Annotated in this window: 25 protein-coding genes; 10 read left to right on the forward strand and 15 right to left on the reverse strand. The window is 69.7% G+C overall.

The window, feature by feature from the left end:
• The first annotated feature begins 76 nt into the window (after positions 1–76).
• The 3 genes from ACEXOX_RS45990 (at position 77) to ACEXOX_RS46000 (ending at position 1,120) form a co-directional block, all read left to right on the forward strand.
• Entirely contained in the window at positions 77–310 is a 234-nt protein-coding gene (locus ACEXOX_RS45990) for a hypothetical protein (protein WP_406527038.1), read from the forward strand.
• Entirely contained in the window at positions 310–582 is a 273-nt protein-coding gene (locus ACEXOX_RS45995) for a hypothetical protein (protein WP_406527039.1), read from the forward strand. Before ACEXOX_RS45990 ends, ACEXOX_RS45995 begins: the two co-directional genes overlap by 1 nt.
• Positions 583–814: 232 nt before the next feature.
• Positions 815–1,120 (forward strand): hypothetical protein, encoded by a 306-nt coding sequence (locus ACEXOX_RS46000; RefSeq protein ID WP_406527040.1) that lies wholly within the window; start codon positions 815–817, stop codon positions 1,118–1,120.
• Positions 1,121–2,111: 991 nt separating this feature from the next.
• Here ACEXOX_RS46000 and ACEXOX_RS46005 read toward each other — a convergent pair.
• Together ACEXOX_RS46005 and ACEXOX_RS46010 are read right to left on the reverse strand one after the other, a co-directional pair.
• The gene (locus ACEXOX_RS46005) at positions 2,112–2,612 is read right to left on the reverse strand and encodes a helix-turn-helix domain-containing protein (RefSeq protein WP_406527041.1); all 501 of its coding nucleotides are present in this window, start codon (positions 2,610–2,612) and stop codon (positions 2,112–2,114) included.
• Positions 2,613–2,676: 64 nt separating this feature from the next.
• Positions 2,677–3,297: a hypothetical protein gene (locus tag ACEXOX_RS46010; protein ID WP_406527042.1), complete on the reverse strand. Its 621-nt coding sequence runs from the start codon at positions 3,295–3,297 to the stop codon at positions 2,677–2,679.
• A gap of 1,835 nt (positions 3,298–5,132) precedes the next feature.
• On the opposite strand from ACEXOX_RS46010, the gene ACEXOX_RS46015 reads away from it, so the two are divergent.
• Positions 5,133–5,753 carry a hypothetical protein gene (locus tag ACEXOX_RS46015; protein ID WP_406527042.1) on the forward strand — a complete coding sequence of 207 codons (621 nt, stop codon included), beginning with the start codon at positions 5,133–5,135 and terminating at the stop codon, positions 5,751–5,753.
• 64 nt (positions 5,754–5,817) lie between these two features.
• Positions 5,818–6,318: a helix-turn-helix domain-containing protein gene (locus tag ACEXOX_RS46020; RefSeq protein WP_406527041.1), complete on the forward strand. Its 501-nt coding sequence runs from the start codon at positions 5,818–5,820 to the stop codon at positions 6,316–6,318.
• A 991-nt stretch (positions 6,319–7,309) separates the two neighbouring features.
• Here the strand turns inward: ACEXOX_RS46020 and ACEXOX_RS46025 are convergent.
• The 7 genes from ACEXOX_RS46025 to tpg (ACEXOX_RS46055) form a co-directional block, all read right to left on the reverse strand.
• Positions 7,310–7,615, reverse strand: coding sequence for a hypothetical protein (locus ACEXOX_RS46025; protein ID WP_406527040.1), 306 nt, complete (start codon positions 7,613–7,615; stop codon positions 7,310–7,312).
• 232 nt (positions 7,616–7,847) lie between these two features.
• Complete coding sequence (locus tag ACEXOX_RS46030) at positions 7,848–8,120, reverse strand: hypothetical protein (protein WP_406527039.1); 273 nt, start codon at positions 8,118–8,120, stop codon at positions 7,848–7,850.
• Positions 8,120–8,353, reverse strand: a complete 234-nt coding sequence (locus tag ACEXOX_RS46035) for a hypothetical protein (protein WP_406527038.1) — start codon at positions 8,351–8,353, stop codon at positions 8,120–8,122. Before ACEXOX_RS46035 ends, ACEXOX_RS46030 begins: the two co-directional genes overlap by 1 nt.
• A gap of 189 nt (positions 8,354–8,542) precedes the next feature.
• On the reverse strand, positions 8,543–8,713 hold the full coding sequence (locus ACEXOX_RS46040) for a hypothetical protein (RefSeq protein WP_406527037.1): 171 nt from the start codon (positions 8,711–8,713) through the stop codon (positions 8,543–8,545).
• Between the two features lie 16 nt (positions 8,714–8,729).
• On the reverse strand, positions 8,730–9,068 hold the full coding sequence (locus ACEXOX_RS46045; protein WP_406527036.1) for a hypothetical protein: 339 nt from the start codon (positions 9,066–9,068) through the stop codon (positions 8,730–8,732).
• A 390-nt stretch (positions 9,069–9,458) separates the two neighbouring features.
• Positions 9,459–10,298 (reverse strand): hypothetical protein, encoded by an 840-nt coding sequence (locus ACEXOX_RS46050; RefSeq protein ID WP_406527035.1) that lies wholly within the window; start codon positions 10,296–10,298, stop codon positions 9,459–9,461.
• A gap of 78 nt (positions 10,299–10,376) precedes the next feature.
• Complete coding sequence (gene tpg, locus ACEXOX_RS46055) at positions 10,377–10,994, reverse strand: telomere-protecting terminal protein Tpg (RefSeq protein WP_406527034.1); 618 nt, start codon at positions 10,992–10,994, stop codon at positions 10,377–10,379.
• 129 nt (positions 10,995–11,123) lie between these two features.
• Between tpg (ACEXOX_RS46055) and ACEXOX_RS46060 the strand changes: the two genes are divergently transcribed.
• Entirely contained in the window at positions 11,124–11,936 is an 813-nt protein-coding gene (locus ACEXOX_RS46060; RefSeq protein ID WP_406527033.1) for a GNAT family N-acetyltransferase, read from the forward strand.
• A 323-nt stretch (positions 11,937–12,259) separates the two neighbouring features.
• Here ACEXOX_RS46060 and ACEXOX_RS46065 read toward each other — a convergent pair whose 3' ends face one another.
• From ACEXOX_RS46065 to tap, 3 genes are all read right to left on the reverse strand, one after another.
• Entirely contained in the window at positions 12,260–13,183 is a 924-nt protein-coding gene (locus ACEXOX_RS46065; protein ID WP_406527031.1) for a hypothetical protein, read from the reverse strand.
• Positions 13,184–13,347: 164 nt separating this feature from the next.
• The gene (gene tpg, locus ACEXOX_RS46070) at positions 13,348–13,908 is read right to left on the reverse strand and encodes a telomere-protecting terminal protein Tpg (protein ID WP_406527030.1); all 561 of its coding nucleotides are present in this window, start codon (positions 13,906–13,908) and stop codon (positions 13,348–13,350) included.
• Positions 13,909–13,915: 7 nt separating this feature from the next.
• Positions 13,916–16,255, reverse strand: a complete 2,340-nt coding sequence (gene tap / locus ACEXOX_RS46075; protein WP_406527029.1) for a telomere-associated protein Tap — start codon at positions 16,253–16,255, stop codon at positions 13,916–13,918.
• 189 nt (positions 16,256–16,444) lie between these two features.
• Here tap and ACEXOX_RS46080 point away from each other — a divergent pair, with 189 nt between their 5' ends.
• The 4 genes from ACEXOX_RS46080 to ACEXOX_RS46095 all read left to right on the forward strand — a co-directional run bounded on the left by ACEXOX_RS46080 (position 16,445) and on the right by ACEXOX_RS46095 (position 19,686).
• Positions 16,445–17,431 (forward strand): Ku protein, encoded by a 987-nt coding sequence (locus tag ACEXOX_RS46080; protein ID WP_406527019.1) that lies wholly within the window; start codon positions 16,445–16,447, stop codon positions 17,429–17,431.
• A 42-nt stretch (positions 17,432–17,473) separates the two neighbouring features.
• The gene (locus ACEXOX_RS46085; RefSeq protein WP_406527018.1) at positions 17,474–18,151 is read left to right on the forward strand and encodes a hypothetical protein; all 678 of its coding nucleotides are present in this window, start codon (positions 17,474–17,476) and stop codon (positions 18,149–18,151) included.
• Positions 18,152–18,680: 529 nt separating this feature from the next.
• The gene (locus tag ACEXOX_RS46090; protein WP_406527017.1) at positions 18,681–19,028 is read left to right on the forward strand and encodes a hypothetical protein; all 348 of its coding nucleotides are present in this window, start codon (positions 18,681–18,683) and stop codon (positions 19,026–19,028) included.
• A 145-nt stretch (positions 19,029–19,173) separates the two neighbouring features.
• Positions 19,174–19,686 (forward strand): hypothetical protein, encoded by a 513-nt coding sequence (locus ACEXOX_RS46095; RefSeq protein ID WP_406527016.1) that lies wholly within the window; start codon positions 19,174–19,176, stop codon positions 19,684–19,686.
• Positions 19,687–20,135: 449 nt separating this feature from the next.
• Here ACEXOX_RS46095 and ACEXOX_RS46100 read toward each other — a convergent pair whose 3' ends face one another.
• The 3 genes from ACEXOX_RS46100 to ACEXOX_RS46110 all read right to left on the reverse strand — a co-directional run bounded on the left by ACEXOX_RS46100 (position 20,136) and on the right by ACEXOX_RS46110 (position 22,127).
• A complete protein-coding gene (locus ACEXOX_RS46100; protein ID WP_406527015.1) occupies positions 20,136–20,603 on the reverse strand; it encodes a hypothetical protein in 468 nt (155 codons plus the stop codon).
• Between the two features lie 46 nt (positions 20,604–20,649).
• Positions 20,650–21,744: a helix-turn-helix domain-containing protein gene (locus ACEXOX_RS46105; protein ID WP_406527014.1), complete on the reverse strand. Its 1,095-nt coding sequence runs from the start codon at positions 21,742–21,744 to the stop codon at positions 20,650–20,652.
• A gap of 185 nt (positions 21,745–21,929) precedes the next feature.
• The gene (locus tag ACEXOX_RS46110; RefSeq protein ID WP_406527013.1) at positions 21,930–22,127 is read right to left on the reverse strand and encodes a hypothetical protein; all 198 of its coding nucleotides are present in this window, start codon (positions 22,125–22,127) and stop codon (positions 21,930–21,932) included.
• Between the last annotated feature and the right edge of the window lie 500 nt (positions 22,128–22,627).

The raw sequence follows: 22,627 nt of genomic DNA on the forward strand, positions 1-22,627 counted from the left end.
TGAGCGGAGCGGCCCCACAGCCGCCGCGCGGCCGATACCGTGGTGACACACGCCCGTTCGCGCCCTGGAGGCCCCGATGAGCGACCAGCCAGCCCCCGCCGACACCTCCCGGCAGCAACTGGAACCCGCCGCCGCCGCCGCGGTCCGCGCGTACGCGGCCAAGACCCGCGCCGATGCCGACCGGTTCGCCGCCGTGCTGGAGGACATCGCCACTAACGGCCTGCCCTCGGTGGAGAACTGCACCCCGTGGGAGGAGCTGCGCGAGGCCCACCTCGCCCGCCTCGCTCGCCAGCGCCCGGCCGTCGCCTGATGGCCCCACAGCACGGCCCACGCCGCGCCCGGATCGCGTTCTCCGACTCTGCCGCCAAGCAGCTGGAGAACATCACCAGCGAGACGGAGATCCACGCCCTGGACCGCGCCCTGGTCGTCATCTCCGTCGACCCCGACATCGGCGAACCGATCCCCGGCGACACCGTCGGCCCTCAGCTGCGCGAGTACGCCGACGAAGTCGAGCGCGTACGTCTCTTGTACTGGGTCACGGCGCTTCGCACCGTGGTCGTCGTCGCATACCTCGAGGTCTGACCGCGAAGGAGCCGGCTGTGTCGTCGATCGTCCAGCAGCTCTCCGGCCGCCGCGAGCTCGGAGGGCTCCGCACCGTGGTGGAGTGCCCGTTCAAGGCCACTGTGCTCCGCATAGGCCCGGCACAAGACGCCGGGACGGGCGCGGCCTGGCTCGCGTTCCTGTGCCCGGTGCCCACAGCGGACCTGGGCGGGTGGCCCGGCGCTGAGGACCACCCGGATACCGGCGCGATGCCGTGCGGCACCGTGCTCGACTACCGCTCGCCCGAGGGACGGGGCTCCAGTCGCACGCCGACCTGTGGCTGACACCGCTGACCGGCGTCGACCCGGTGGCGTACGGCGGCGCGTGGTCTGACGTCCTGGACCAGGCCGACCGCGTGCTGCTCGCGCGGGCCGAAGCGGCTGAGGCCGCCGACGAGGACAGTCCGCTGCAGAACATGCTGGCGGTCATGGGCGTGGCACGGCGATCCGCAGCCGAAGGTGATCTCGGGGTGACGGCGACCGCCCTCGGGTACTGCGAGACCCTCGCCCAGAGCCTCTGACCTCACTCGACACCCGCCTTGCACCCTTGCACCGGCCATCGCTCCGGGGGCCGTGGCCAGTGGAGCGCGTGGACGGCCTTGCACCCCATTGGTAGGTAGTACAGGTAGTACCTACCTGCGGGTTAGAGATCTCTCCCCCTGAGAGCGAAGCTCGCCGCGCGGGCGCACGCCACCGCCGCCACCTGTACCGCGATGCCCGTTCCCGCCCGGCGCACATGATCCTTCTCGGCCCTGTGTGGCCGTCTGCGGCGTTCTGCCGCCCTCCGGGCCCCCGAAAACTGCGATCAAGGTCCTCGCAGGCGCTCACAGCGGCGTACAGCGCCTTTGCCGCTCGTGCGGCGTCGTCGACTGGAGGGGCCACCACGGCAGACCGCGCACGGCCACCTCCCGCCGTTCCCGGCCCGAGCTCGCCTCTCAGGGGAAGGGATCTACAACCCGCACGTAGGTACTACCTGTACTACCTACCAATGGGGTGCAAGACGCCTCAGCGCAGTATTCGCACGAGCCAGCGTTTACGCGGTCACGCCTGCTGTGCCGCCCCGGCCTGCGGGTGCAGCAGCCATTGCTGCACCGGCTGCTGCACCTGGTGGTGAAGGGTGCAAGGCCACCTGCTGCTGCTCGCTGCCCGGCCGGCGGAGCAGCATCGCCCGCCCAAGCAGCACATGGGTGCTGCTCGGGTAGCAGGCTGGCTCCGTCGTGCAGCAGCTGCTCGCTGCCCGAGAAGGTGCCGCTTGCAGCCGGCGTCTGCTGCTCCGGCAACGGCAGGAGCCTCGGGCTGCTGCATAACAGTGCAGATCTGCGATGTTCCACGCGAGATGTATGCACGGCTGCTGCATGCGGCGCCCCGAGCGGGCCGCCGCGTTTGTTCTGCTGCTCCAGAACAAGCCGGTTCACCTGGTGCTACCACACCTCGCTGCTCGCAGAGCAGCACGACACCTCCGGAGCGCGTCGCGTTGTTCTGCTCCTCCAGAACAGCCCGGTTTACCTAGTGCTACCGGCAGGTGCACGAAGAAGGCGCTGCACCAGGGGTGCAGCGCCGTGGGGGCCAGGATCTCGGTGGGCGGGCTGGCGGACGTTCAGCCGGCAGCGGCGAGGTTGGCCAGCTGCGCGGCGAACCGGGCCCGTCGTTGCTCGGTGAAGCTCTCAGGGTCTGCGGCCTTGATCTCGGGCACGGCCATGGGGGAGGAGACCGCGCCGCCGGCCAGCAGGGGTGGAGCTGGTACAAGCCGTCTTCCAGGGCCCAGGCGAGTCCGCACTCGCGCAGCTCCTTGAAGCCGCGGTTCACGGTCGGCTTGCTCGCGCCCAGTTCGCGTGCCATCTCGTTCTGGCTGATCGAGGCAGTGCCGGTCTCCGGGTCGCTGAGGTACAGCAACTGGTCCAGGACGCGGCGGCCGGCGGTGGAGACGTCGACCAGGGCCAGGAGGCGCAGGACGTCACGGGAGATCGTGACGGGGGCCTCTGTGGGAGGGCTGGGGACGTAAGAGCTGCTCACGGAGCCTCACCACTTCCGATCAGGTCGAGACGCTGTAAAGAGGATATGCCGCGCGAGCGCGAGGTCATGCGCTCGCCTTGCGTACGGGCCGCCGCTGCCGCAGCGTGACGACCTTCTCCTTGCGGCGGGCGGCCTCGGCAGCCTTCTTCTCCGCCTCCCGCGCCCGGCGCCACTCGATGGGGTAGTCGGGGTGCGGGATGATGCAGGCTGGGCCCTTGGCGTCGTTCCAGAGCTTCTGCCACTTCTCCTGCTCGCCGGAGGTGCCGGCCACCGTGAGCCACGGGTTCAGCTGGAGGATGCCGCGCTTGGCGGTGCGCATCCAGCCGATGTGCGCGAAGAACTGGCTGGCCTCGTTCACGGAGGCCGCCGAGAGGTTGCACCGGGCCTGGAGGGCGCGCTGGTTGGTCTTCACGAAGCCGCGGGGGGCCGCGCGCTCCTTGTCGTCGGCCCGGTTGGCACTCTGCAGCGCCATGAGCTGGCACCACACCTGGAACCAGCTCCCGGGCATCTTCAGGCTGCCGAGCACGTTCAGCAGCAGCCGGGCATCCAGCACGTAGCCGCTGACCTCCGCGCTCGCGGCGAACTCGCGGCCCTGGATCTTCTCCACGCCCAGGATCAAGCCGCCCTTGCCGTCCGACCGCGCGACCACGCGCTCGCCGGGGCGGACGATCGGCAGCTGTTCCATCAGCACAGTCCTCCAGAGATGATCAATGTTTCGGGAAGCACGGTAGCACTAGGTAAACCGGCTTGTTCTGGAGGGGCAGAACAAACGGTGGCTCACAGTCACCTGACGGTACGTCAGGTACGGGGGGTGTTTGTTCTGGGTTTCCAGAACGCTCGGGACGTGTTTGTTCTGGAAACCCAGAACAAACGCTTTCACATCGCCGCAGGTCAGGGCCCGTTTCGGCACGGAACGCTCTTATGTGTCACTAGAGCTCAACCACCACGCGAACCTCGCTCGACACGCCACGCTGAGTACGGGGCAAACGGCTGGCAGCGGCGGGCGTGTCGTCGTCGGCAACCACCGGATCGTGGGCGCCGGCCAATGTGGTTGAGCTCGCTTCGCGTGCGGCACCATGCCCAAGTGCGGGTCGTGGACAGCAACAGCGGCTCTGCGTCTCGGGTGGTACCGACCGTGACGCTCAAAAGCACGGAGGCGTGGCCGGTGCCGGTGGGCGGTTCCGCCGCCCGGCCCAGGGGGCCGTTTGGCTTCGGGATCTCCGTATGCCGGAACTCCGTCTTTCCGATATCCGGGGTACTGTTCTGGGGCTGGGGTTCGAAGCGTCCCAATTCGTAATTCCTCGCCTGAGTGGGGGAGCGAAATGCCGACGCTAACCACTCATCAAATTGCGAACCTCGTCCGGCCGTTCCGGGGGTGTCCCGTGTTTTCGCCAACGCTACATGCTGCATCACCCTGATGCACACGCTATACTGAAACCCGACCCGAACGAGCGACCCCCCACCCTCGTAGCCAGCCGGACCCGCGGAGCGGGTCTTCGGGAAGTGAAGGCGTAGCCGTAACGGACCGTCTAGAGAGGTGCTGGCTCTATCTGAAGCCGTTGGGCTTGGTTAACCCTGGCAAATACGTAGCGCGGAACGTAGTACTTCGTTCCGCGCTACGTATTTGCCGAGGTTAACCAAGCCCAACGGCTTCAGATGAGGCCAGCACACTCTCTGACGGTCCGTTACGGCTACGCCTTCACTTCCCGAAGACCCGCTCCGCGGGTCCGGCTGGCTACGAGGGTGGGGGGTCGCTCGTTCGGGTCGGGTTTCAGTATAGCGTGTGCATCAGGGTGATGCAGCATGTAGCGTTGGCGAAAACACGGGACACCCCCGGAACGGCCGGACGAGGTTCGCAATTTGATGAGTGGTTAGCGTCGGCATTTCGCTCCCCCACTCAGGCGAGGAATTACGAATTGGGACGCTTCGAACCCCAGCCCCAGAACAGTACCCCGGATATCGGAAAGACGGAGTTCCGGCATACGGAGATCCCGAAGCCAAACGGCCCCCTGGGCCGGGCGGCGGAACCGCCCACCGGCACCGGCCACGCCTCCGTGCTTTTGAGCGTCACGGTCGGTACCACCCGAGACGCAGAGCCGCTGTTGCTGTCCACGACCCGCACTTGGGCATGGTGCCGCACGCGAAGCGAGCTCAACCACATTGGCCGGCGCCCACGATCCGGTGGTTGCCGACGACGACACGCCCGCCGCTGCCAGCCGTTTGCCCCGTACTCAGCGTGGCGTGTCGAGCGAGGTTCGCGTGGTGGTTGAGCTCTAGTGACACATAAGAGCGTTCCGTGCCGAAACGGGCCCTGACCTGCGGCGATGTGAAAGCGTTTGTTCTGGGTTTCCAGAACAAACACGTCCCGAGCGTTCTGGAAACCCAGAACAAACACCCCCGTACCTGACGTACCGTCAGGTGACTGTGAGCCACCGTTTGTTCTGCCCCTCCAGAACAAGCCGGTTTACCTAGTGCTACCGTGCTTCCCGAAACATTGATCATCTCTGGAGGACTGTGCTGATGGAACAGCTGCCGATCGTCCGCCCCGGCGAGCGCGTGGTCGCGCGGTCGGACGGCAAGGGCGGCTTGATCCTGGGCGTGGAGAAGATCCAGGGCCGCGAGTTCGCCGCGAGCGCGGAGGTCAGCGGCTACGTGCTGGATGCCCGGCTGCTGCTGAACGTGCTCGGCAGCCTGAAGATGCCCGGGAGCTGGTTCCAGGTGTGGTGCCAGCTCATGGCGCTGCAGAGTGCCAACCGGGCCGACGACAAGGAGCGCGCGGCCCCCCGCGGCTTCGTGAAGACCAACCAGCGCGCCCTCCAGGCCCGGTGCAACCTCTCGGCGGCCTCCGTGAACGAGGCCAGCCAGTTCTTCGCGCACATCGGCTGGATGCGCACCGCCAAGCGCGGCATCCTCCAGCTGAACCCGTGGCTCACGGTGGCCGGCACCTCCGGCGAGCAGGAGAAGTGGCAGAAGCTCTGGAACGACGCCAAGGGCCCAGCCTGCATCATCCCGCACCCCGACTACCCCATCGAGTGGCGCCGGGCGCGGGAGGCGGAGAAGAAGGCTGCCGAGGCCGCCCGCCGCAAGGAGAAGGTCGTCACGCTGCGGCAGCGGCGGCCCGTACGCAAGGCGAGCGCATGACCTCGCGCTCGCGCGGCATATCCTCTTTACAGCGTCTCGACCTGATCGGAAGTGGTGAGGCTCCGTGAGCAGCTCTTACGTCCCCAGCCCTCCCACAGAGGCCCCCGTCACGATCTCCCGTGACGTCCTGCGCCTCCTGGCCCTGGTCGACGTCTCCACCGCCGGCCGCCGCGTCCTGGACCAGTTGCTGTACCTCAGCGACCCGGAGACCGGCACTGCCTCGATCAGCCAGAACGAGATGGCACGCGAACTGGGCGCGAGCAAGCCGACCGTGAACCGCGGCTTCAAGGAGCTGCGCGAGTGCGGACTCGCCTGGGCCCTGGAAGACGGCTTGTACCAGCTCCACCCCTGCTGGCCGGCGGCGCGGTCTCCTCCCCCATGGCCGTGCCCGAGATCAAGGCCGCAGACCCTGAGAGCTTCACCGAGCAACGACGGGCCCGGTTCGCCGCGCAGCTGGCCAACCTCGCCGCTGCCGGCTGAACGTCCGCCAGCCCGCCCACCGAGATCCTGGCCCCCACGGCGCTGCACCCCTGGTGCAGCGCCTTCTTCGTGCACCTGCCGGTAGCACTAGGTAAACCGGGCTGTTCTGGAGGAGCAGAACAACGCGACGCGCTCCGGAGGTGTCGTGCTGCTCTGCGAGCAGCGAGGTGTGGTAGCACCAGGTGAACCGGCTTGTTCTGGAGCAGCAGAACAAACGCGGCGGCCCGCTCGGGGCGCCGCATGCAGCAGCCGTGCATACATCTCGCGTGGAACATCGCAGATCTGCACTGTTATGCAGCAGCCCGAGGCTCCTGCCGTTGCCGGAGCAGCAGACGCCGGCTGCAAGCGGCACCTTCTCGGGCAGCGAGCAGCTGCTGCACGACGGAGCCAGCCTGCTACCCGAGCAGCACCCATGTGCTGCTTGGGCGGGCGATGCTGCTCCGCCGGCCGGGCAGCGAGCAGCAGCAGGTGGCCTTGCACCCTTCACCACCAGGTGCAGCAGCCGGTGCAGCAATGGCTGCTGCACCCGCAGGCCGGGGCGGCACAGCAGGCGTGACCGCGTAAACGCTGGCTCGTGCGAATACTGCGCTGAGGCGTCTTGCACCCCATTGGTAGGTAGTACAGGTAGTACCTACGTGCGGGTTGTAGATCCCTTCCCCTGAGAGGCGAGCTCGGGCCGGGAACGGCGGGAGGTGGCCGTGCGCGGTCTGCCGTGGTGGCCCCTCCAGTCGACGACGCCGCACGAGCGGCAAAGGCGCTGTACGCCGCTGTGAGCGCCTGCGAGGACCTTGATCGCAGTTTTCGGGGGCCCGGAGGGCGGCAGAACGCCGCAGACGGCCACACAGGGCCGAGAAGGATCATGTGCGCCGGGCGGGAACGGGCATCGCGGTACAGGTGGCGGCGGTGGCGTGCGCCCGCGCGGCGAGCTTCGCTCTCAGGGGGAGAGATCTCTAACCCGCAGGTAGGTACTACCTGTACTACCTACCAATGGGGTGCAAGGCCGTCCACGCGCTCCACTGGCCACGGCCCCCGGAGCGATGGCCGGTGCAAGGGTGCAAGGCGGGTGTCGAGTGAGGTCAGAGGCTCTGGGCGAGGGTCTCGCAGTACCCGAGGGCGGTCGCCGTCACCCCGAGATCACCTTCGGCTGCGGATCGCCGTGCCACGCCCATGACCGCCAGCATGTTCTGCAGCGGACTGTCCTCGTCGGCGGCCTCAGCCGCTTCGGCCCGCGCGAGCAGCACGCGGTCGGCCTGGTCCAGGACGTCAGACCACGCGCCGCCGTACGCCACCGGGTCGACGCCGGTCAGCGGTGTCAGCCACAGGTCGGCGTGCGACTGGAGCCCCGTCCCTCGGGCGAGCGGTAGTCGAGCACGGTGCCGCACGGCATCGCGCCGGTATCCGGGTGGTCCTCAGCGCCGGGCCACCCGCCCAGGTCCGCTGTGGGCACCGGGCACAGGAACGCGAGCCAGGCCGCGCCCGTCCCGGCGTCTTGTGCCGGGCCTATGCGGAGCACAGTGGCCTTGAACGGGCACTCCACCACGGTGCGGAGCCCTCCGAGCTCGCGGCGGCCGGAGAGCTGCTGGACGATCGACGACACAGCCGGCTCCTTCGCGGTCAGACCTCGAGGTATGCGACGACGACCACGGTGCGAAGCGCCGTGACCCAGTACAAGAGACGTACGCGCTCGACTTCGTCGGCGTACTCGCGCAGCTGAGGGCCGACGGTGTCGCCGGGGATCGGTTCGCCGATGTCGGGGTCGACGGAGATGACGACCAGGGCGCGGTCCAGGGCGTGGATCTCCGTCTCGCTGGTGATGTTCTCCAGCTGCTTGGCGGCAGAGTCGGAGAACGCGATCCGGGCGCGGCGTGGGCCGTGCTGTGGGGCCATCAGGCGACGGCCGGGCGCTGGCGAGCGAGGCGGGCGAGGTGGGCCTCGCGCAGCTCCTCCCACGGGGTGCAGTTCTCCACCGAGGGCAGGCCGTTAGTGGCGATGTCCTCCAGCACGGCGGCGAACCGGTCGGCATCGGCGCGGGTCTTGGCCGCGTACGCGCGGACCGCGGCGGCGGCGGCGGGTTCCAGTTGCTGCCGGGAGGTGTCGGCGGGGGCTGGCTGGTCGCTCATCGGGGCCTCCAGGGCGCGAACGGGCGTGTGTCACCACGGTATCGGCCGCGCGGCGGCTGTGGGGCCGCTCCGCTCACCCAGGTCCGGGGCTGGCGGCCGCGGCGCCTTCCGCCTTGAGGCACCAGGGCTCGCCGGCGCACTGCCTTCCGGGGCCGGGGGTGGCACAGGTGCACTCCGGGTCGCGCTCCGTCACCTGCGTGATGCGGAGAGCCCCGAAGTCATCTTGGACAGGCGTAGCGCGTGGACCTTCGCCGCGGCTTCTTCGACCGAGGTGGCGTGGGTGGTGTAGATCAGGGTGGTGGCGCCCGGGTGGGACGCGTCGGTGCACCGTGCCACGACCTGGTAGGGATGCTGCGCCATCGCTCCCGCCGGGATCTCAGGCGGGCAGGCCGGGGAGGACCTGGCCGTTGGTGATCTGGGTGCGTGCGGTCAGGGCATGGCCGTCGCAGACTACGTAGCGGTCGCCGTTGTCGGCCTGGACAGTGTGGGTGGCCGGCTCGGTGCAGGCCGCATCCAGCCGGTCGTACGGCCAGACGTTGAAGCACGTGAAGTCCGTGCACCAGGAGTCGAAGCCCTCGGTGCTTCGCGCGCGGGACTTGAGGGTGCCGCCGTGCTCAGGGCACACGCCCCACGGCACGGTGCAGCGGGTCGGGTCGGCGGCGGTGCTCCGCAGGGCCTGGGCGTAGAGCGCGGCGGTGGCGCTGTCGGTGGTCACCCCGGGGATTCTTCCGCACCCGCCCGCCCTCCCTCAAAGGATTCGCCACCGTCACCCGAATCGGCATGCCGCTGCGGGCTGTAGTCGGTTCAGGAGGGGTGTCACGTTGATCGGCGCGAGGCCCGAAGCCGGGGTTCGGGCCCGTGATTCCGGGCCGAACGGAGAGCGTGACACCCCAGCGTGACAGCCGGATCAAGGGCGCGTGACACCCAGGCGTGACAGCGTGACAGTCACTCCTAGTGATCGCAGGTATGGGTGCCCCCCAGCTGCCTCCCAGCTCACTAGCCACCCCTCAGCAACATGTCTGCCTGGGCAAACAGTCCCCCAGTCCCCCAGTCCCCCAGACATCACGGTCATTCCAGGCATTGCAGGCCCCAGTCCCCCAGGTCCTCACAGGTCTGTCCCCCAGGTACTGGGGGACAGGGGACAGCGGAGCGTGACCGGAGGCGTCGGAGCGGGCCGTGCAAATGCTGCGCTACGACCGGGCGCGGGCGAGGACCGCGGCCAGGGCGCCGGTGGCTTCGGGGTCGGTGGTGGCGATCCGGGCCGCGCACACCAGCTGGTCGGCGTCGATGCCGGGAACCAGGCGGGCGAGTTCGGCGAGCAGCGCGGCGTGGGCGAGGACCGGCTGAGGCAGAAGGCCGGCGGCGGCTTCGCGGGCGGCCGAGTCGCGGTAGTGCCCGAGGTGCGCGGCCAAGGCGCGGGCGAGCCAGGCGTCGACATCGGCCTGGACGTACCCGCCGGCTCGCCGGGTGAGCTCCTCGCGTACGGCTTCGTCCCCGTCGCGGGCTGGGCCTGCTCCAGAGTGCCGAGCCTGCGCAGCGCCTGGAGCTCGTCGGCGCGGGCCGCGATCCGGGCTGCTTCGCGCATCTCGGCTTCCCGGGCGTCGGCGGCCGCGGCGGCGAGCTCGGCCTGGACGACCTCGTCGGTGTCCGGGTCGTAGACCGTGCCCGGGACGGCGGCGGCGAGCAGCTGGTCGATGCGTTCCCACTCCGCCAGCTCCGTGCGGCCGCGGACGTCGTCGGCCAGGTCCTCGTGCCGCGAGTCCTGCCGGGCGTCGAACAGGGCGTCCTCGAGGGCCGCCGCGACGGCGCCGGCGTCCATGCCCTTCGCCCGGCGCCGTACGACACGGCGGCCGATGCGGGCGGGGTCGACCGGCTCGCGGGGCGCGGCGACGTGCGGAGCGTACGGACTCCGTGCGGTGCGCCGGGGCGGCCAGGGCGTGGTCATCTTCGGCCTCGTATTCGTGGTGCGGATTCGGGAGCGGGCCACCGCCAGAGTGCTGGACGGCGGCCCGCTGAATACGGTTTATAGCAGGATCTGGTTTCGGCCGTGCCAGAACCGGAATTCTATTAATTTCACGTCCGTGAAATCTGCCCGCAGGCCAGCGGCGCGGGTGCCCCATTCCGTGAAATAGGACTCGGTGATGGCCTTCGCGACGATCGGATGCAGGTCCTCCTCCGTCGCACCGGCCTCCTGGAGCTGGAGGATCTGAGCGGCGTAGGTGGGGGAGATCGCCGTGGTGATGGTGCGCTCGCGGCCGTCGTCCGAGCTGCCCCTGCAGGTGAATCCGAAGTGCGCCGTCACGTCCACCATCATGCCGCCGGAGGTGGCTGCCTGCTCGCGGGCCTGTGCTCTGACCTGCGGTTGCCACGCTGATTCGGTCTCCTCCACCAGTGCGGCCTGGAGGCGCTTGTGGGGTGTGGTCAGCGTCCCCGCCCGGTAGCGCTCCACCGTCCGGCGCGAGACGCCCAGGCGCTCCGCCAGAGCCTTGGTCGACCCCTTCGCCCGCGTGAGAAGGAATTTCACCTGAGCCTTTTCCGATTTCGGTGCGGGCCGGGTGAAGACCTTCCGCTCCGCCCGCGCGAGGGCGTCCAGGACCTTGCCGCGCCGCGGGGCCGGCTGCTGCTGCTCGTGATCGCTCATACCTCCAGGAACCCATGGTTCGCCTGTGGACAAGATTCTGACGGCCACGCAGGCGAGGCCACTTTCTGGCGCCCGGCGTTAGGAGGGTGTTCGGGTGGGGGAGGGGTGGGGTGACAAGGGGAGGAACACGTGGGGAAGCGAAACGGGATACGCAAGGGCGCCCGGCGGTCAGGGAACCCGGCGCGCCGCGAGGCGGAGCGTCTGTACTCGGAGAACGTGATGGGCGAGCGCATGTATGCCGCCCCAACATCCAGGGCCGCAGTGCAACCGGGCGAGATCATCCCTGTGACCGCCCCGGCCCTGCCGGACGGCGTGATCATCCGGGACGCGACGCCGTCCGACGCGGCAGCGCTGGAGCCCGTGATGCGGCTGGCCGACCCGGACAACCCCGATGGCTCCTGGAGGCAGCTTCCTAGCGCGATCCGCCAGAGCCTGGACGCCGACAAGTACACCCGTGTGCGCGCGGTGCAGGAGACCGAATCCGGTGAGCTGGTCGGCGGCACGATGGCGCTGCCAGCGGCGTGGGCACTCACCCACCCCATGCTCATGGGGTCGCCCAATGCACACATCATCGCCGGGCTGGTCGCCGCACTGGACTCCCTTGCGGTGGTCGAAGCATGGCGCGGCAAGGGCATTGCCCGCGCCCTGGTCGCCGACGCGGAGCGCGCGGCCGGTGCCCATGAGGAGGGGAAGTTCGGCGCGGCCATTCTGTACGTCACGCACGAGCCGGAGCTGACGGACTTCTACGCCGGGCTCGGCTTCACCCTCTCCCCCGACGGCATCGGCATCCCCACGCCGGTCGGGCTCATCTGCCACGGCCCCATCAAGGGCTTCTGCTTCTCGGTGAAGCCGCTGCGCACCGGCGTTCAGATGCAGGACATGCCCACCCCCTATGGACGGCAGCTCGTCATCCGCGGCGTCCTGCCCGGCCCCGCGCGCTGAGCCGATGACCCGGGCGGCCGTCCATGCGGTGGAGGGCATGACGACGTCCCCCACCCCCGAGCTGGTCCCGGTGCAGCTGCTGCCCAGTTACCAGGAGGTCGTCGCGCACCTGTGGTTCCGCCGACAGGCCCGCGACGGCTATAAGTACGAGGCTGGGCTTCCGGCGTACCGCAACGGCCTCGGGGACACGCGAATACCGGGTCTGGGGGCGCGCCCTGGACCGCGTGCGGCCCGTGGACGGCGTTTCGTACGACGCCATGCTCACCGAGTACCTGGAGCAGCCCTCACCCGTCCAGGAGGCGCTGGGGCCCGGGCTGCCCTGCTTACTGTGTTCGCTGGACCAGGCCGGCGGTGAACCACTGCACGAGGGTGGCAGCCAGGTGCACGGCCATCTCGGCTTCGCGCTGGTTCTCCAGCCTCGTCGGGTTCTGCGATCCGTGACGGGCGGTCTGGCCCTGCCACAGGCGCCGCATCATGTCGGCCACCAGCGTAATGTCGTCCCCGCCTCCGCCTGCTGGGATCGCCGTGGAGAACCGCTGCGGCGAGTTCCGAATCACGCCCAGCATCGTTCCGAGCGTCGCCTTGGCGTTGTTCGGTTCGATGAGGGACTGGGAGGCCGACTCCACGGCCTTGATCGCTTCGCTGTACGCCTTGGAAGGGTCGGGATCCCGTCCGTACACGCACTTCCAAGCGGTTGCCAGGTGGTCGGCAGCGGATCCGCTTTGCGGGGTGCGAGCAGCTGCCAGAGTGCTGGCGACAGCCTGCTGCGCCGTTGCGTCGACCCGGAGCTCCAGCCCAGTGCGAGCATCGTTGACACGGTACGCGGACCCCGCGAGCGTCAGCATGTCCTCCAGCTGCGCGATGGCCTGCTCACGGGCGCTGCTCCCATGTGTCCCGAGGTAGTGTCGGCGGCCGCTCCATGTGGCCGGGTTGGGATAATACGTCTGTGTAGTCGGCAGCGTGCTCAAGTGCAGCATCGCGTTGACGACGTCGAGCAGCTGCTCCTTGGTGGTACCAGCTGCCAGGAACTTCGCTGGCGAGTACATCCGGGGACCGGTGTCGACACGCAGCTTCAGGTGCAGGGCGATCCTCTGTGCGTTGGCTTCGTCATCTTCGAGGTGAGCCATCACCCACTGGCGCAGGGGGATCTCCATGTAGTCCGGGACGCCCTCGGAGAGGGACTTGTCTACCGAACCTCGTGGATCCGCCGTCTGCGGATCACGCCGCTTGCGGCTGCGCATGAACATGAGCGAACAGTAGTGCCACCTACTGACACACGCCGGAAGTTTCCGGGCAGAACGGCCCCCGCCTGCGGTGGGTGCCGTTCTGCTCAACTCGCCAGATCGAAGGCTAACCCGCCAACTGAAGCGCTCCACAGGTCCGGGCCCGCTCGCTGCTCAAGGCGCGGCTTCTACAGCTCGAAGTCCAGGTGGATCACGTCGTTGATCTGTACCTCCTGCAGGGAGCCGGCGCGGCTGCCGCCGTCTTGGAAGTAGACCTCCTTGAGGGCTTCGGCGGTCAGCTCGCGCAGCCGGTCGTCGCCGGCGCCCTGCTGCTGGGCGTCGAAGAGGCGGGCGGCGTGCTCGGGCGGTAGGGCGACGGTCAGGTGCCGGATACGGTCCTCGTCCGTCGTGCCGATCGGCGCCCCGGCATATCCGAGGCGGGCGTGGACGTCGATGACGATGCCGTCGGTCGTCGCCGCCTTCTGCCGGGCCTTGGCCCGGATCTGCGGCTGCCACCGGGCCTTCGTCTCGCGCTCCAGGCGCGCGGCGAGGTCGGGGCGGGGCTTCTTGATCTGGTCCTTCACGTACCGTTCGACGGTGCGCTGGGAGATCCGCAGCATCTGAGCGACCGCCTTGGTGCCCTTGAGTTGCTTGACCAGGTACCGCATCTGCGCGCCAGCCGACTTCGGCGCCGGGCGGGTGAACGCCTTCTGCACCGCCTGCTCCAGGCCGTCCCCGAACCTGCTCATCGCCTATCTACTCCCCGCTGTCGACGCTGGTGACGGTGCCGTCCTTGATGTACCGCGCGAGGTTGAGCGCCGGAGCGTCGAACTGCTCCCGCACGCCCTCACCCCACAGCACACTCTGGGTGCCCTCGTGCTTGACCAGCCCCGGGTTCACACCGAGATTGAACCCGCCCGGCAGCGGCTTGCCGTCCCGGTAGGGCAGGAAGTCCAACGGGCTCTCGCCGTCGACTGCGTAGACGACGCAGTCGGACAGGATCGCGACCGGGTACTGGCCGGTGAACGCCGCGTGCTTGACGATCTTGCGGTGGAAGTTGATGCGGGTGCGGGAGATGACGGCCGCGCGGATGTCGGGGCGCCAGGTCGGCCGGGCCAGGGCGCGCCACGGCTCGCCCGGCTTCCAGCTCTCGCCGCGCGGGCGCTCGCGCAGCTTGCCGAGACCGCCCTTGACCGTCGCCTTGATCGCGGAAACGACGATCGCCAGCTGCGGGTCGCGGCTGCGGTAGCCGTCCATCGCAGCCAGGAAGTCGGCCGGCGGCAGGTCCGCATCAACGCCGAGGTCGGCCATGGTGGCGAGGTAGGCGTCGCGCAGCCGGGTGTACCAGCCGTCCAGGTAGCGGCCGCTTTCATACCGTACGTACGCCTCGGCCGGCGCGACGTCGTAGCCGAGCTCCACCGCGTAGGCGACGGTCGGCGTGGCGTACCAGGCCGGGCCCTCGGGGCGCTCGCCCGTCGGCGTGAACGGGCTGGGCAGCAGATCGGCGTCCAGCTGCGCCCACCGGTCCTTGGCGACCTTCACGCGGGACAGGTCGACGTGGGAGAGGTCGACCAGCCACGAACCGGGCAGCTTCGCATCGAAGGCCGGGTTCTTGACGTGGGTGGGCGCGCCGAGACCGACAATCAGGCCGTTGGCGCCGGCGGCGAAGGCCATGTTGACGTCCAGGCCCACGAGGTTGCGGCGCAGGCATTCGGCGTCGGTCATCGGCCGCGCCCAGTCGTATGCCTCCTCGAACAGCTTCTCCGCCGGGCCGCGCACGTGGAACCGGGGCAGATCCGCCAGGAGCGGGTGCCCGTCCGGTGCCTCGCACGGTGCGCAGTCGACCGGGTCCTTCCCCAGCGAGCCGGGATTGTGCTCGGAGCGCCGTTTGCCGTCGGCATCCGCCTTGGAGGCCCGGGTCGGCGGGTGCAGCGCGGTCATCAGCTCCAGGCCGGTCACGGCCGTCGATCCGCGCGGCGTCATCACCCTCGAGGCGTACACGCCCAGGAGCCGGGCGAGGTCCGCCGGCGCCAGCTGCCCGGCCGCGCCCCAGTGCCGGGTGTCCAGCGCGTTCCAGGACGGGATGCACAGCTGTACGCAGGTCCGCTCGGAACCGGTGGCGGGGCGGTAGATCCGCGCCCACGGCCCGAACCCGCGCTTGGTCAGCTGCCACTGCGCGCGGGTCAGCTGCTTGATGACCTTGTGGCCCTCCGGGATGCGCCCGGCGATCCGCTCCTCCTCCGTGAGCGTGGCCGGGAGGCCGTAGCGCTCCAGCGCGGCCTCGGTGAGCACGAGCAGCGGGTCGGCGTCCTTGCCGGGGCCGGAGAGCTTCGGCTGGCCGAGCTTGGCCTCCTTGAGCGTCCAGTCCACCAGGGACGGCAGCGACTTGGCGGGCACGTCCAGGACCAGACCGCCGGTGCAGTACGCCACCACCTTGCCGTCCTCAACGTCGACGACCGCCAGCGGCCCGTTCTCGAACCGCGGGTCGGTGCCGCCCGCCGGGGTTCCGGCCGGGGCCGCCTTCTTCGCATCCGGGCGGCGGGATGTCGACGTCGGCCTGGTGGTGCGCGCCGGGCGGGTCGCTGCGGCCGGAGCAGGGATCTGGGTGTTCTCGGTTGCAGTCATGGCCGCAGCCTCGGACGCCTCCTCTGTGGACAGAGTCCGCGCTTCCGGCGGGGCCGCCTTCTGCGTCCCAGAACGGCGCGACGTCGACGTGGCCCTGGTGGGGTGAAGGGCTTCGACCGCGTCGTCGATCAGAGCGTCCGGGACCTCTGGCATTTCGCCTGCCGGGTCGGAGGCGCCGGTGAACGTGTCGGGTACGGGGGCCGCCGGCTCTTCCGGTCTTGCGGGTGCGGGGTAGAGCTCCGCGAGCTGCTTGAGCAGCCGCGCGTACGCCTCGCGCTCCAGGCCGCGCGGCTCGGTCGGCTTCTTCGCCGACTCCCAGCCGGACACCGTGGCGCGGCGCACCTTCAGCGCGGCGGCGACTTCGTCCAGCGTCAGGCCGTGCGCGGTGCGCAGCCGCTTGCGCTCCTCCGCCGGCGGCAGCGGCGCACGGGACGCGACCAGCGCGTCGACCGCATCAAACAACTCGGACATGGAACACCTCCTGGCCCACACTCTACCCCACTAACCGTACAGATTGCGGCCTTTTGCCGTACGAAGCGCGTACGAAGTGCGTACAGGCCCTCTTTTGAAGGTCAGCGGCGGGCGGGAGCCGGGAGCTGGTTGAAGTGCCCCTACGCGAGGCCCGTTTTACGCTGAAAGCCCCGGGAAAGGGCAGGTCAGATGCCGCACTCGCTCTGGCAGGGAGCTTTGAGCTTCGGGTTGGTCACCGTGCCGATCTCCCTGCACGCCGCCACCGACAGCGGACCGGCCGTCTCTTTCGTGCGCGTGCACAAGGCCGACGGCGGGCGCGTACGCAACCAGCCTGTGTGCTCCCTTGAGGATGAGGCCGAGGTGCCGACTGAGGAGATCGGCCGCGGCTATGTGACCGGTGAGCGTGTCGTCCCGCTCACCGACGACGACCTGGCCCAGCTGCCGCTGCCGACCGCCAAAACCCTCACGATCCTCGCCTTCGTGCCAGCTGGTGACATCGACCCGCTGCAGGTCGAGCGCGGCTACTACGTCGCCCCCAACGGCCCGGCCGCCAACAAGCCGTACGTCCTGCTGCGCGACGCCATGGACGACCACGGCTCGGTCGCCATCGGCAAGATCGCCCTGCGCAGCAAGGAAACCCTCGCGCTGGTACGGCCCATGGGGGATGTGCTGGTGCTGCACGCGCTGCGCTGGCCCGACCAGGTCCGCACCCCCGCCGGCGTGGTCCCCGACCGGCCGGTCGACATCAGCGAGGACGAGCTCGCCGCGGCTGAAGAGCTGATGGCCAGCTACGGCCCGCTGGACGAGGAGGACCTGCGCGACCACTACCGCGAGCAGGTCGAGGAGATCGTGGCGGCCAAGCTGGAGAACCGCGAAGTCGAAGCCCCCGGCAAGGCTCCCCAGCCCCGCGGACAGGTTCTGGACCTGATGGCCGCCCTGGAGGACAGCGTCCGCGCTGCCAGGAGCGCCCGCGGCGAAGACGCCGACGGTACGGACGCCTCGGTGACGCCGCTGCGGGCCATCGAGGACAAGGTCACCGGAACCACCAAGCGCTCCTCTCCCCGCAAGAGTGCCCGCACGCCGAAGGAGGCCGGCGGCAAGAAGACCGCCGCCAAGGCACCGGCGAAGAAGACCGCGGCGAAGAAGAAGGCAACCGGCGGCCGCCGCGCCGGCTGACTGCCGCACCGGGGAGCGATTCGCCGAGCCGGAGGAACGCAGATGAAACTGCACTACAGCACCATGTCCAGCGCAGCCAAGAAGGCGTACCTCCTGGCCCACCCCACCTGCCCGATCTGCGGGGGCATCACAAACGACATCGACCATGCGCACCCAACCGACCTGGTGCGCGACGCCCTGTGCCACCGCTGCAACTGCCGGGGCAGCTCCCTGGAAAGGGCACTGATGATCCCCACACGCCGCTTTCAGACGCTGGCCGGAGACCTGCACCGCGGATATGCCCGAACCGGCCGCGTGAACCTCGCCCGGTTCGCGGATGACCTGGCCTACCGCGGTCTCACCGAGGACGAGTACCGCAGCCGCTTCGCCGCCGTACACGCCCAGCTCACCCAGCGCTACGTCTACTGGACCGAGGCCACCACCGAGGGGATGACCCGCAGCACCACCTGGACCAAGACCGGCCCGCTCCTCGATGAGGAGGAAGCGCAGAAAGTGCTGCACCGGCTGCAGGACCCGGCCAGAGTGCCGCCCCACCTGTACATCGTGCTCACCCTGGAGCCGGACGACGGCGTCAACTCCCCCTTCCCGCGGGGCCTGGCCTACATCCACCACACGCCCGGCGCCATGGAGTACATCAGGGAGCTACGCCGAGCCGAGGCCGCTGCCCCGCAGGCGGAAACCGGGCAGGACGGCCCGACGGACGTCAGTCCGAGCCGGTGAGTACCGGTATCAGCGCCGCCGTTCCGAGTGCGCTGGAGACCGTGTGTGGGCCCGGCCTGCTGCTCGGACAAGGCCACGGCCGATACAGCCACTCGTCCCCGAAAGGCCCGCTCGCCGGGAGTCATACCTGACCAGGTGCCGCCCCTGGTGGGCCGAACGCGGGAATCGGGGCAGGTTTCCGCGTCGTTCGCGCGCAGAGTGCGTTGAAGCCCATGTCGCAACGAGGCCGGTGCGGTGCCTATCTCGGTGAGGAGCGCTCCTTGGGCAGGACGAAACCAGGCAAACCCCGATGTCAGCGAAGAACGGCCGGCACTCTGCGGCATGCGCAGCCTCCCGGGTACGAAGAGTGGGTCGGGATCCCGCAGCGGTTCACCGCCGACACGGCGGTAGGACATCACCGTCTCGATGAGGAGGCCACAGACGTTGCGGTGCCGGCGGAGGTGAAGGAGTGTTTCGGCTGTCCGCCTGCGTACACCGGCGCACGTCGCGAAGCCGGCGGAGCGGTGTGATGGACGGGAGGCCACTCGTCGTGCTGCGCGGTCGCCTGTGGATCAGCCCCTGCGGGGATGCCCATGACCTGCAGTGCGTCGCACGCACGAAGAAGGGCACTCGCTGCCGGAATCCAATCGAGTACGGGCAGATGCTCGGCTTCCACGCCTTTCGGCTCGGGGACGCCGGCTACGTCGAAGCGTACGGCTCTCTCGGGCAAGGCGATGCAGTGGACGCCGACCGCTGGATCGCCCAGCACTGCCTGGTGCACGATGCGCCGGATGTCATCGACTGCGGGCCGGCCGAGCTCCGCCGGTTCGACATCGTCCGTGACGCGGCCCATATCAAGGCGCACGTGCGGACTTTGCCTACGGCGAGGTGCCGGTGAGCCCCTCACGAGCCGGGTGTGGCGGGAGCGGGGTGTGGCGCAGGACGCCCCCTCGGCCCGGGCAACTGCCACGTAACGGCGCGACGGCATGCTCCCGGGCCCGTCACGCCACTTCCCTCCGTTCATTTCGCAAGGGCGAGAAGCGATGACCGACATCACCGACACTGTCACGGCAATCCTCGAATCCGCTGCTCGATTGCTCCCCACTCCTGGATATGTCAACGGTGACGACTACTCCGACTGGCACATCAGGGCATCCCCGCGCCTCTTGCGTGCGCTGGCCGAGCTGGCACGCGACGAGGGCGGACACCAGTTGGCCGACCGACTCGACCGGTTCTCACATCCGCTCTGCATGGAACCCCTGGACACCATTCTGAGCATCGAGACCATGCCGGTGAAGTGGTGCGTCAACCCGGTCGAGCTCGAGGGCGCACCGTGTGAACTGCATACGCCGGAGCACGCGTCAGACCTCGGGCGTTGTACGTGGGCAGGCCCGGATGCTGCGCGGATTTGCCGCAATGCCCCCGCCCCGGGCGACGACCGTTGTGCAGTGCATGCTGCGTTCTGCCGTGTGATCAGGGTCGATGGTGCCGTTTGCAACCGGCACAGGTGCAGCGTTCCCAAGCATCGGCGGGCGCCGGTTTCCGCGGTGCGCTGAGCCGGCACCGGGCGGCAGACCGGCCGCGGCCACGCACACGCCACGCTGTCATTTCCGTGGCCGCTGGTCTCTAAGTGACTGAGTTGACTGCGGGGACTGTCGCATTCTGAGGGTGCCTCACCGTGCGCTGGACGTGCTCAGCGCCGGAAAGGCGGAGGGTGCCCTGGGCGGTGATGACGGCCGGGCTGGTCAAGGCCATGGTGCCGTCGGCCGCGGCAGAGATGACGAGGTGCCCGCCGGGCAGGTCGACGCGGTATTCGGCGGCGCCGGTGGGCGGCGGCGCAGGCGCGGGTCTCGCCGACGCCGCGTTCGTACACGCGCAGCGCCAGGTGCCGCGGTCCGCGGGCGGTGACGAACTCGGTGGTCACGCCGTGGGGGTATGCGTCGGCCGGGCCGACTGGGCGGTCTTGCCCTGGCCTCGTGCCGCGCCGTGCTATTTCCGGGCCGGTTTACGGGGCTGGGGCAAGGCGTGCGTCGAGGGTGTGCTGGGCGGTGCACAGGTGGTAGGCGTGCATGGTTGTATCGAGTCCGGTCAGGTCTGCGGCTTGGTGCGGGGGTACGTGCTGGAGGTGCAGGAGCATGGCGTCGGCCTGGCGGGCGGGCAGCAGGGTGTAGAGGGCGCGGGCGGCGGTCGGCGGAGCGCTGGTCTGGTGCCGAATCTGGTGTTCGATGCTGGCGGTCAGGATCTGCCAGGCGCGGCGGGCCGGGCAGCGGCTGCTGAGGATGCGGCGCCAGTCGGTGGCCAGGGTGCCCAGGGCGTGTTCGACGGCGCGGTCGGCTGCGGCTGTCTCGCCCAGGCGCAGCAGGGCGTGCCGTCGGTAGGGGGTATGGCGCAGCTGGCAGAAGGCGGTGAAGTCCAGCGGCAGGCGGATGCTGACGGGTGGTCGATTGGGCAGGCGGATCGGTGTGGGGTGCATGTCGTCTCCCCCGGGTGACGAGCGAGCGGTGGGGTGGGGTGGGTGGTTATCCGAAAGCGCTGGCGGGCAGGCCCGCGAGGCGGTTGCCTCCGGCGGGCGCGGGCGAAGGCGGTGAGGGGTGGGCGGCGTTCCACAGGGGGTGAAGGGCGTCGGGCCGGCCCTCCAGGGCGAGGACGAGGCGGCCGAGGACGGGCCAGTCCGGCAGGTACCGGCCATCGAAGACGTCCGTGATCTGCTCTTCGCTCAGCGCGCCGTGGCACTGGGTGTGCACGAGGTAGGGGTCGGGCCGGCCGGCGGACAGGTACAGGCCGCGCAGGGCCGCGTGCAGGGCCCCGACGGCGTCCTCGGAGGTGACCTTGGCCGAGGGGGCGATGCCGCGGGCGGCACACCACAGGGTGCGTACGGCGGTGGGGTCGCCGTCGCAGGCCACGATGATGCGGCGGGCCACGCTCCAGGAAGGCAGGCGTTCCCCGGAGATGACGCGGGAGACGTAGGAGGCGGAGACACCGGCGTCCGTGGCGATGTCGCGGACGACCTTGCCGCTGCTGCGCTGCAGATGGGACAGGGCGCTGGCGAACTGCTGAAGGCTGGTCAGGCCCGGAGCGGGGTGCGGGGGCCCGTTGTCGTCGGCCGCGCTGGGCGGAGGGCCCGGCGGGGAGATGGGGGCGCCGCGCTGGTGCGGCAGGGCCGCGGTGGCCGTCATGGTGGCGCGGGCTGCGGGAGCCGGTGGTGGGGCCGAGGTGTTCTTGGGGCGGGCGGCGGCCCGTCCCCACTTGCGGCGGGCGGTGGACTCGCTGATGCCGGCGGCTTCGGCGACCGTCTCCCACCGGGTGCCGTCGGCGCGCAGCTGCTGCACCGTCAGCGAGTCGAGCAACTCCAGGTGCTGGCGCACGGTCAGCAGGACTTCGAGGCTGCGGACCAGGTCCGGGTGGCCGCCGTATTCGGCATCGAGCAGGCTGCCGGCGGCACGGTGGACGGCTTCGAGGGCTTCCACGCGCCGCGGGCCGGTCTGTACGGCCTGTGCGGGCGGGCGGCGCCGGCGCTGGCAGGAACGGGAGCAGTACTGCGGGGGGCGGCCGCGGCCGCCGTAGGTGAGGGGCTTGTGGCAGCAGGCGCAGGTGCGGCGACCGGTTGACGTCATGGGTACCCCTTTCCGGGGGCGTGAGGCGGGGATTTTCCGCATCCGGGCGGGCACTTCGCGCGCCACGGGGCCGTATTTCTCCCCGTGAAGATCACGGATGGGTGCCGCCACCGGTCACACGAGACGACCGGTGGCGTGCCGGGCCCGCAGGCGGGCCCGGCACCGGTGGCGAACGGCAGGCGGCGTCAGAGCACGCGAATGCGCAGGTAGCGCAGGCGAATACCGCCTTGGTCCGCCGCCGCAGCGGTAAGGGCCCACAGCAGGGGCAGTGACGTCGGTGCCGCGCCGGTCAGCATCAGGAACGCGACCAGCGTGCCGACGAGGGCCGTCGTGGTAACGGTGACTTCCCAGGCATACGTTTCGCGGCAGCCGGGCTGCGGCATGCTAGCTTCACGCCTGTCGGGCCGGCTCGTACCGGGCCGGTGCGCACAAGGGTCAGGGTGCACGGATCCAGAGCTCCTTGATCTTCACAGAATGATGAACGAGGCCCCCGGGGCTGGTTTGGCCGCCGCCCGGGGGTTTCGTGACGCGACAGGACGCTACGCCGGTGACAGGCCGGACCGCCACCGCTACCGTGCGTTATTTCCAGGGTGTATCTGGCCACGGCGGAAAACCCCGCACACGACCCACCAGTACGATCAAATACCGCCAGAACCAGGTGCCGAACACACCCAGGCGGTCACCACCGCATCTCCGGTTCCGCAGCCGGCTCCACGCCCGCGCCTGGTCTTCACAGCCACGTGGTGTCAGCTTCAACGACCCTCACAGGCGGCGGACACGGTTTCACCGAGGGTTCTCCGGCAGCCGGGACGCTGCCCGCACGCCTACGCATCGACAAGCGGGTGCTCTCCTGCTCGCAGATGCTCCAGGCAAGCCGCCGTTC

The organism is Streptomyces sp. Ac-502, from assembly GCF_045222935.1.
Lineage (GTDB): Bacteria > Actinomycetota > Actinomycetes > Streptomycetales > Streptomycetaceae > Streptomyces > Streptomyces monomycini.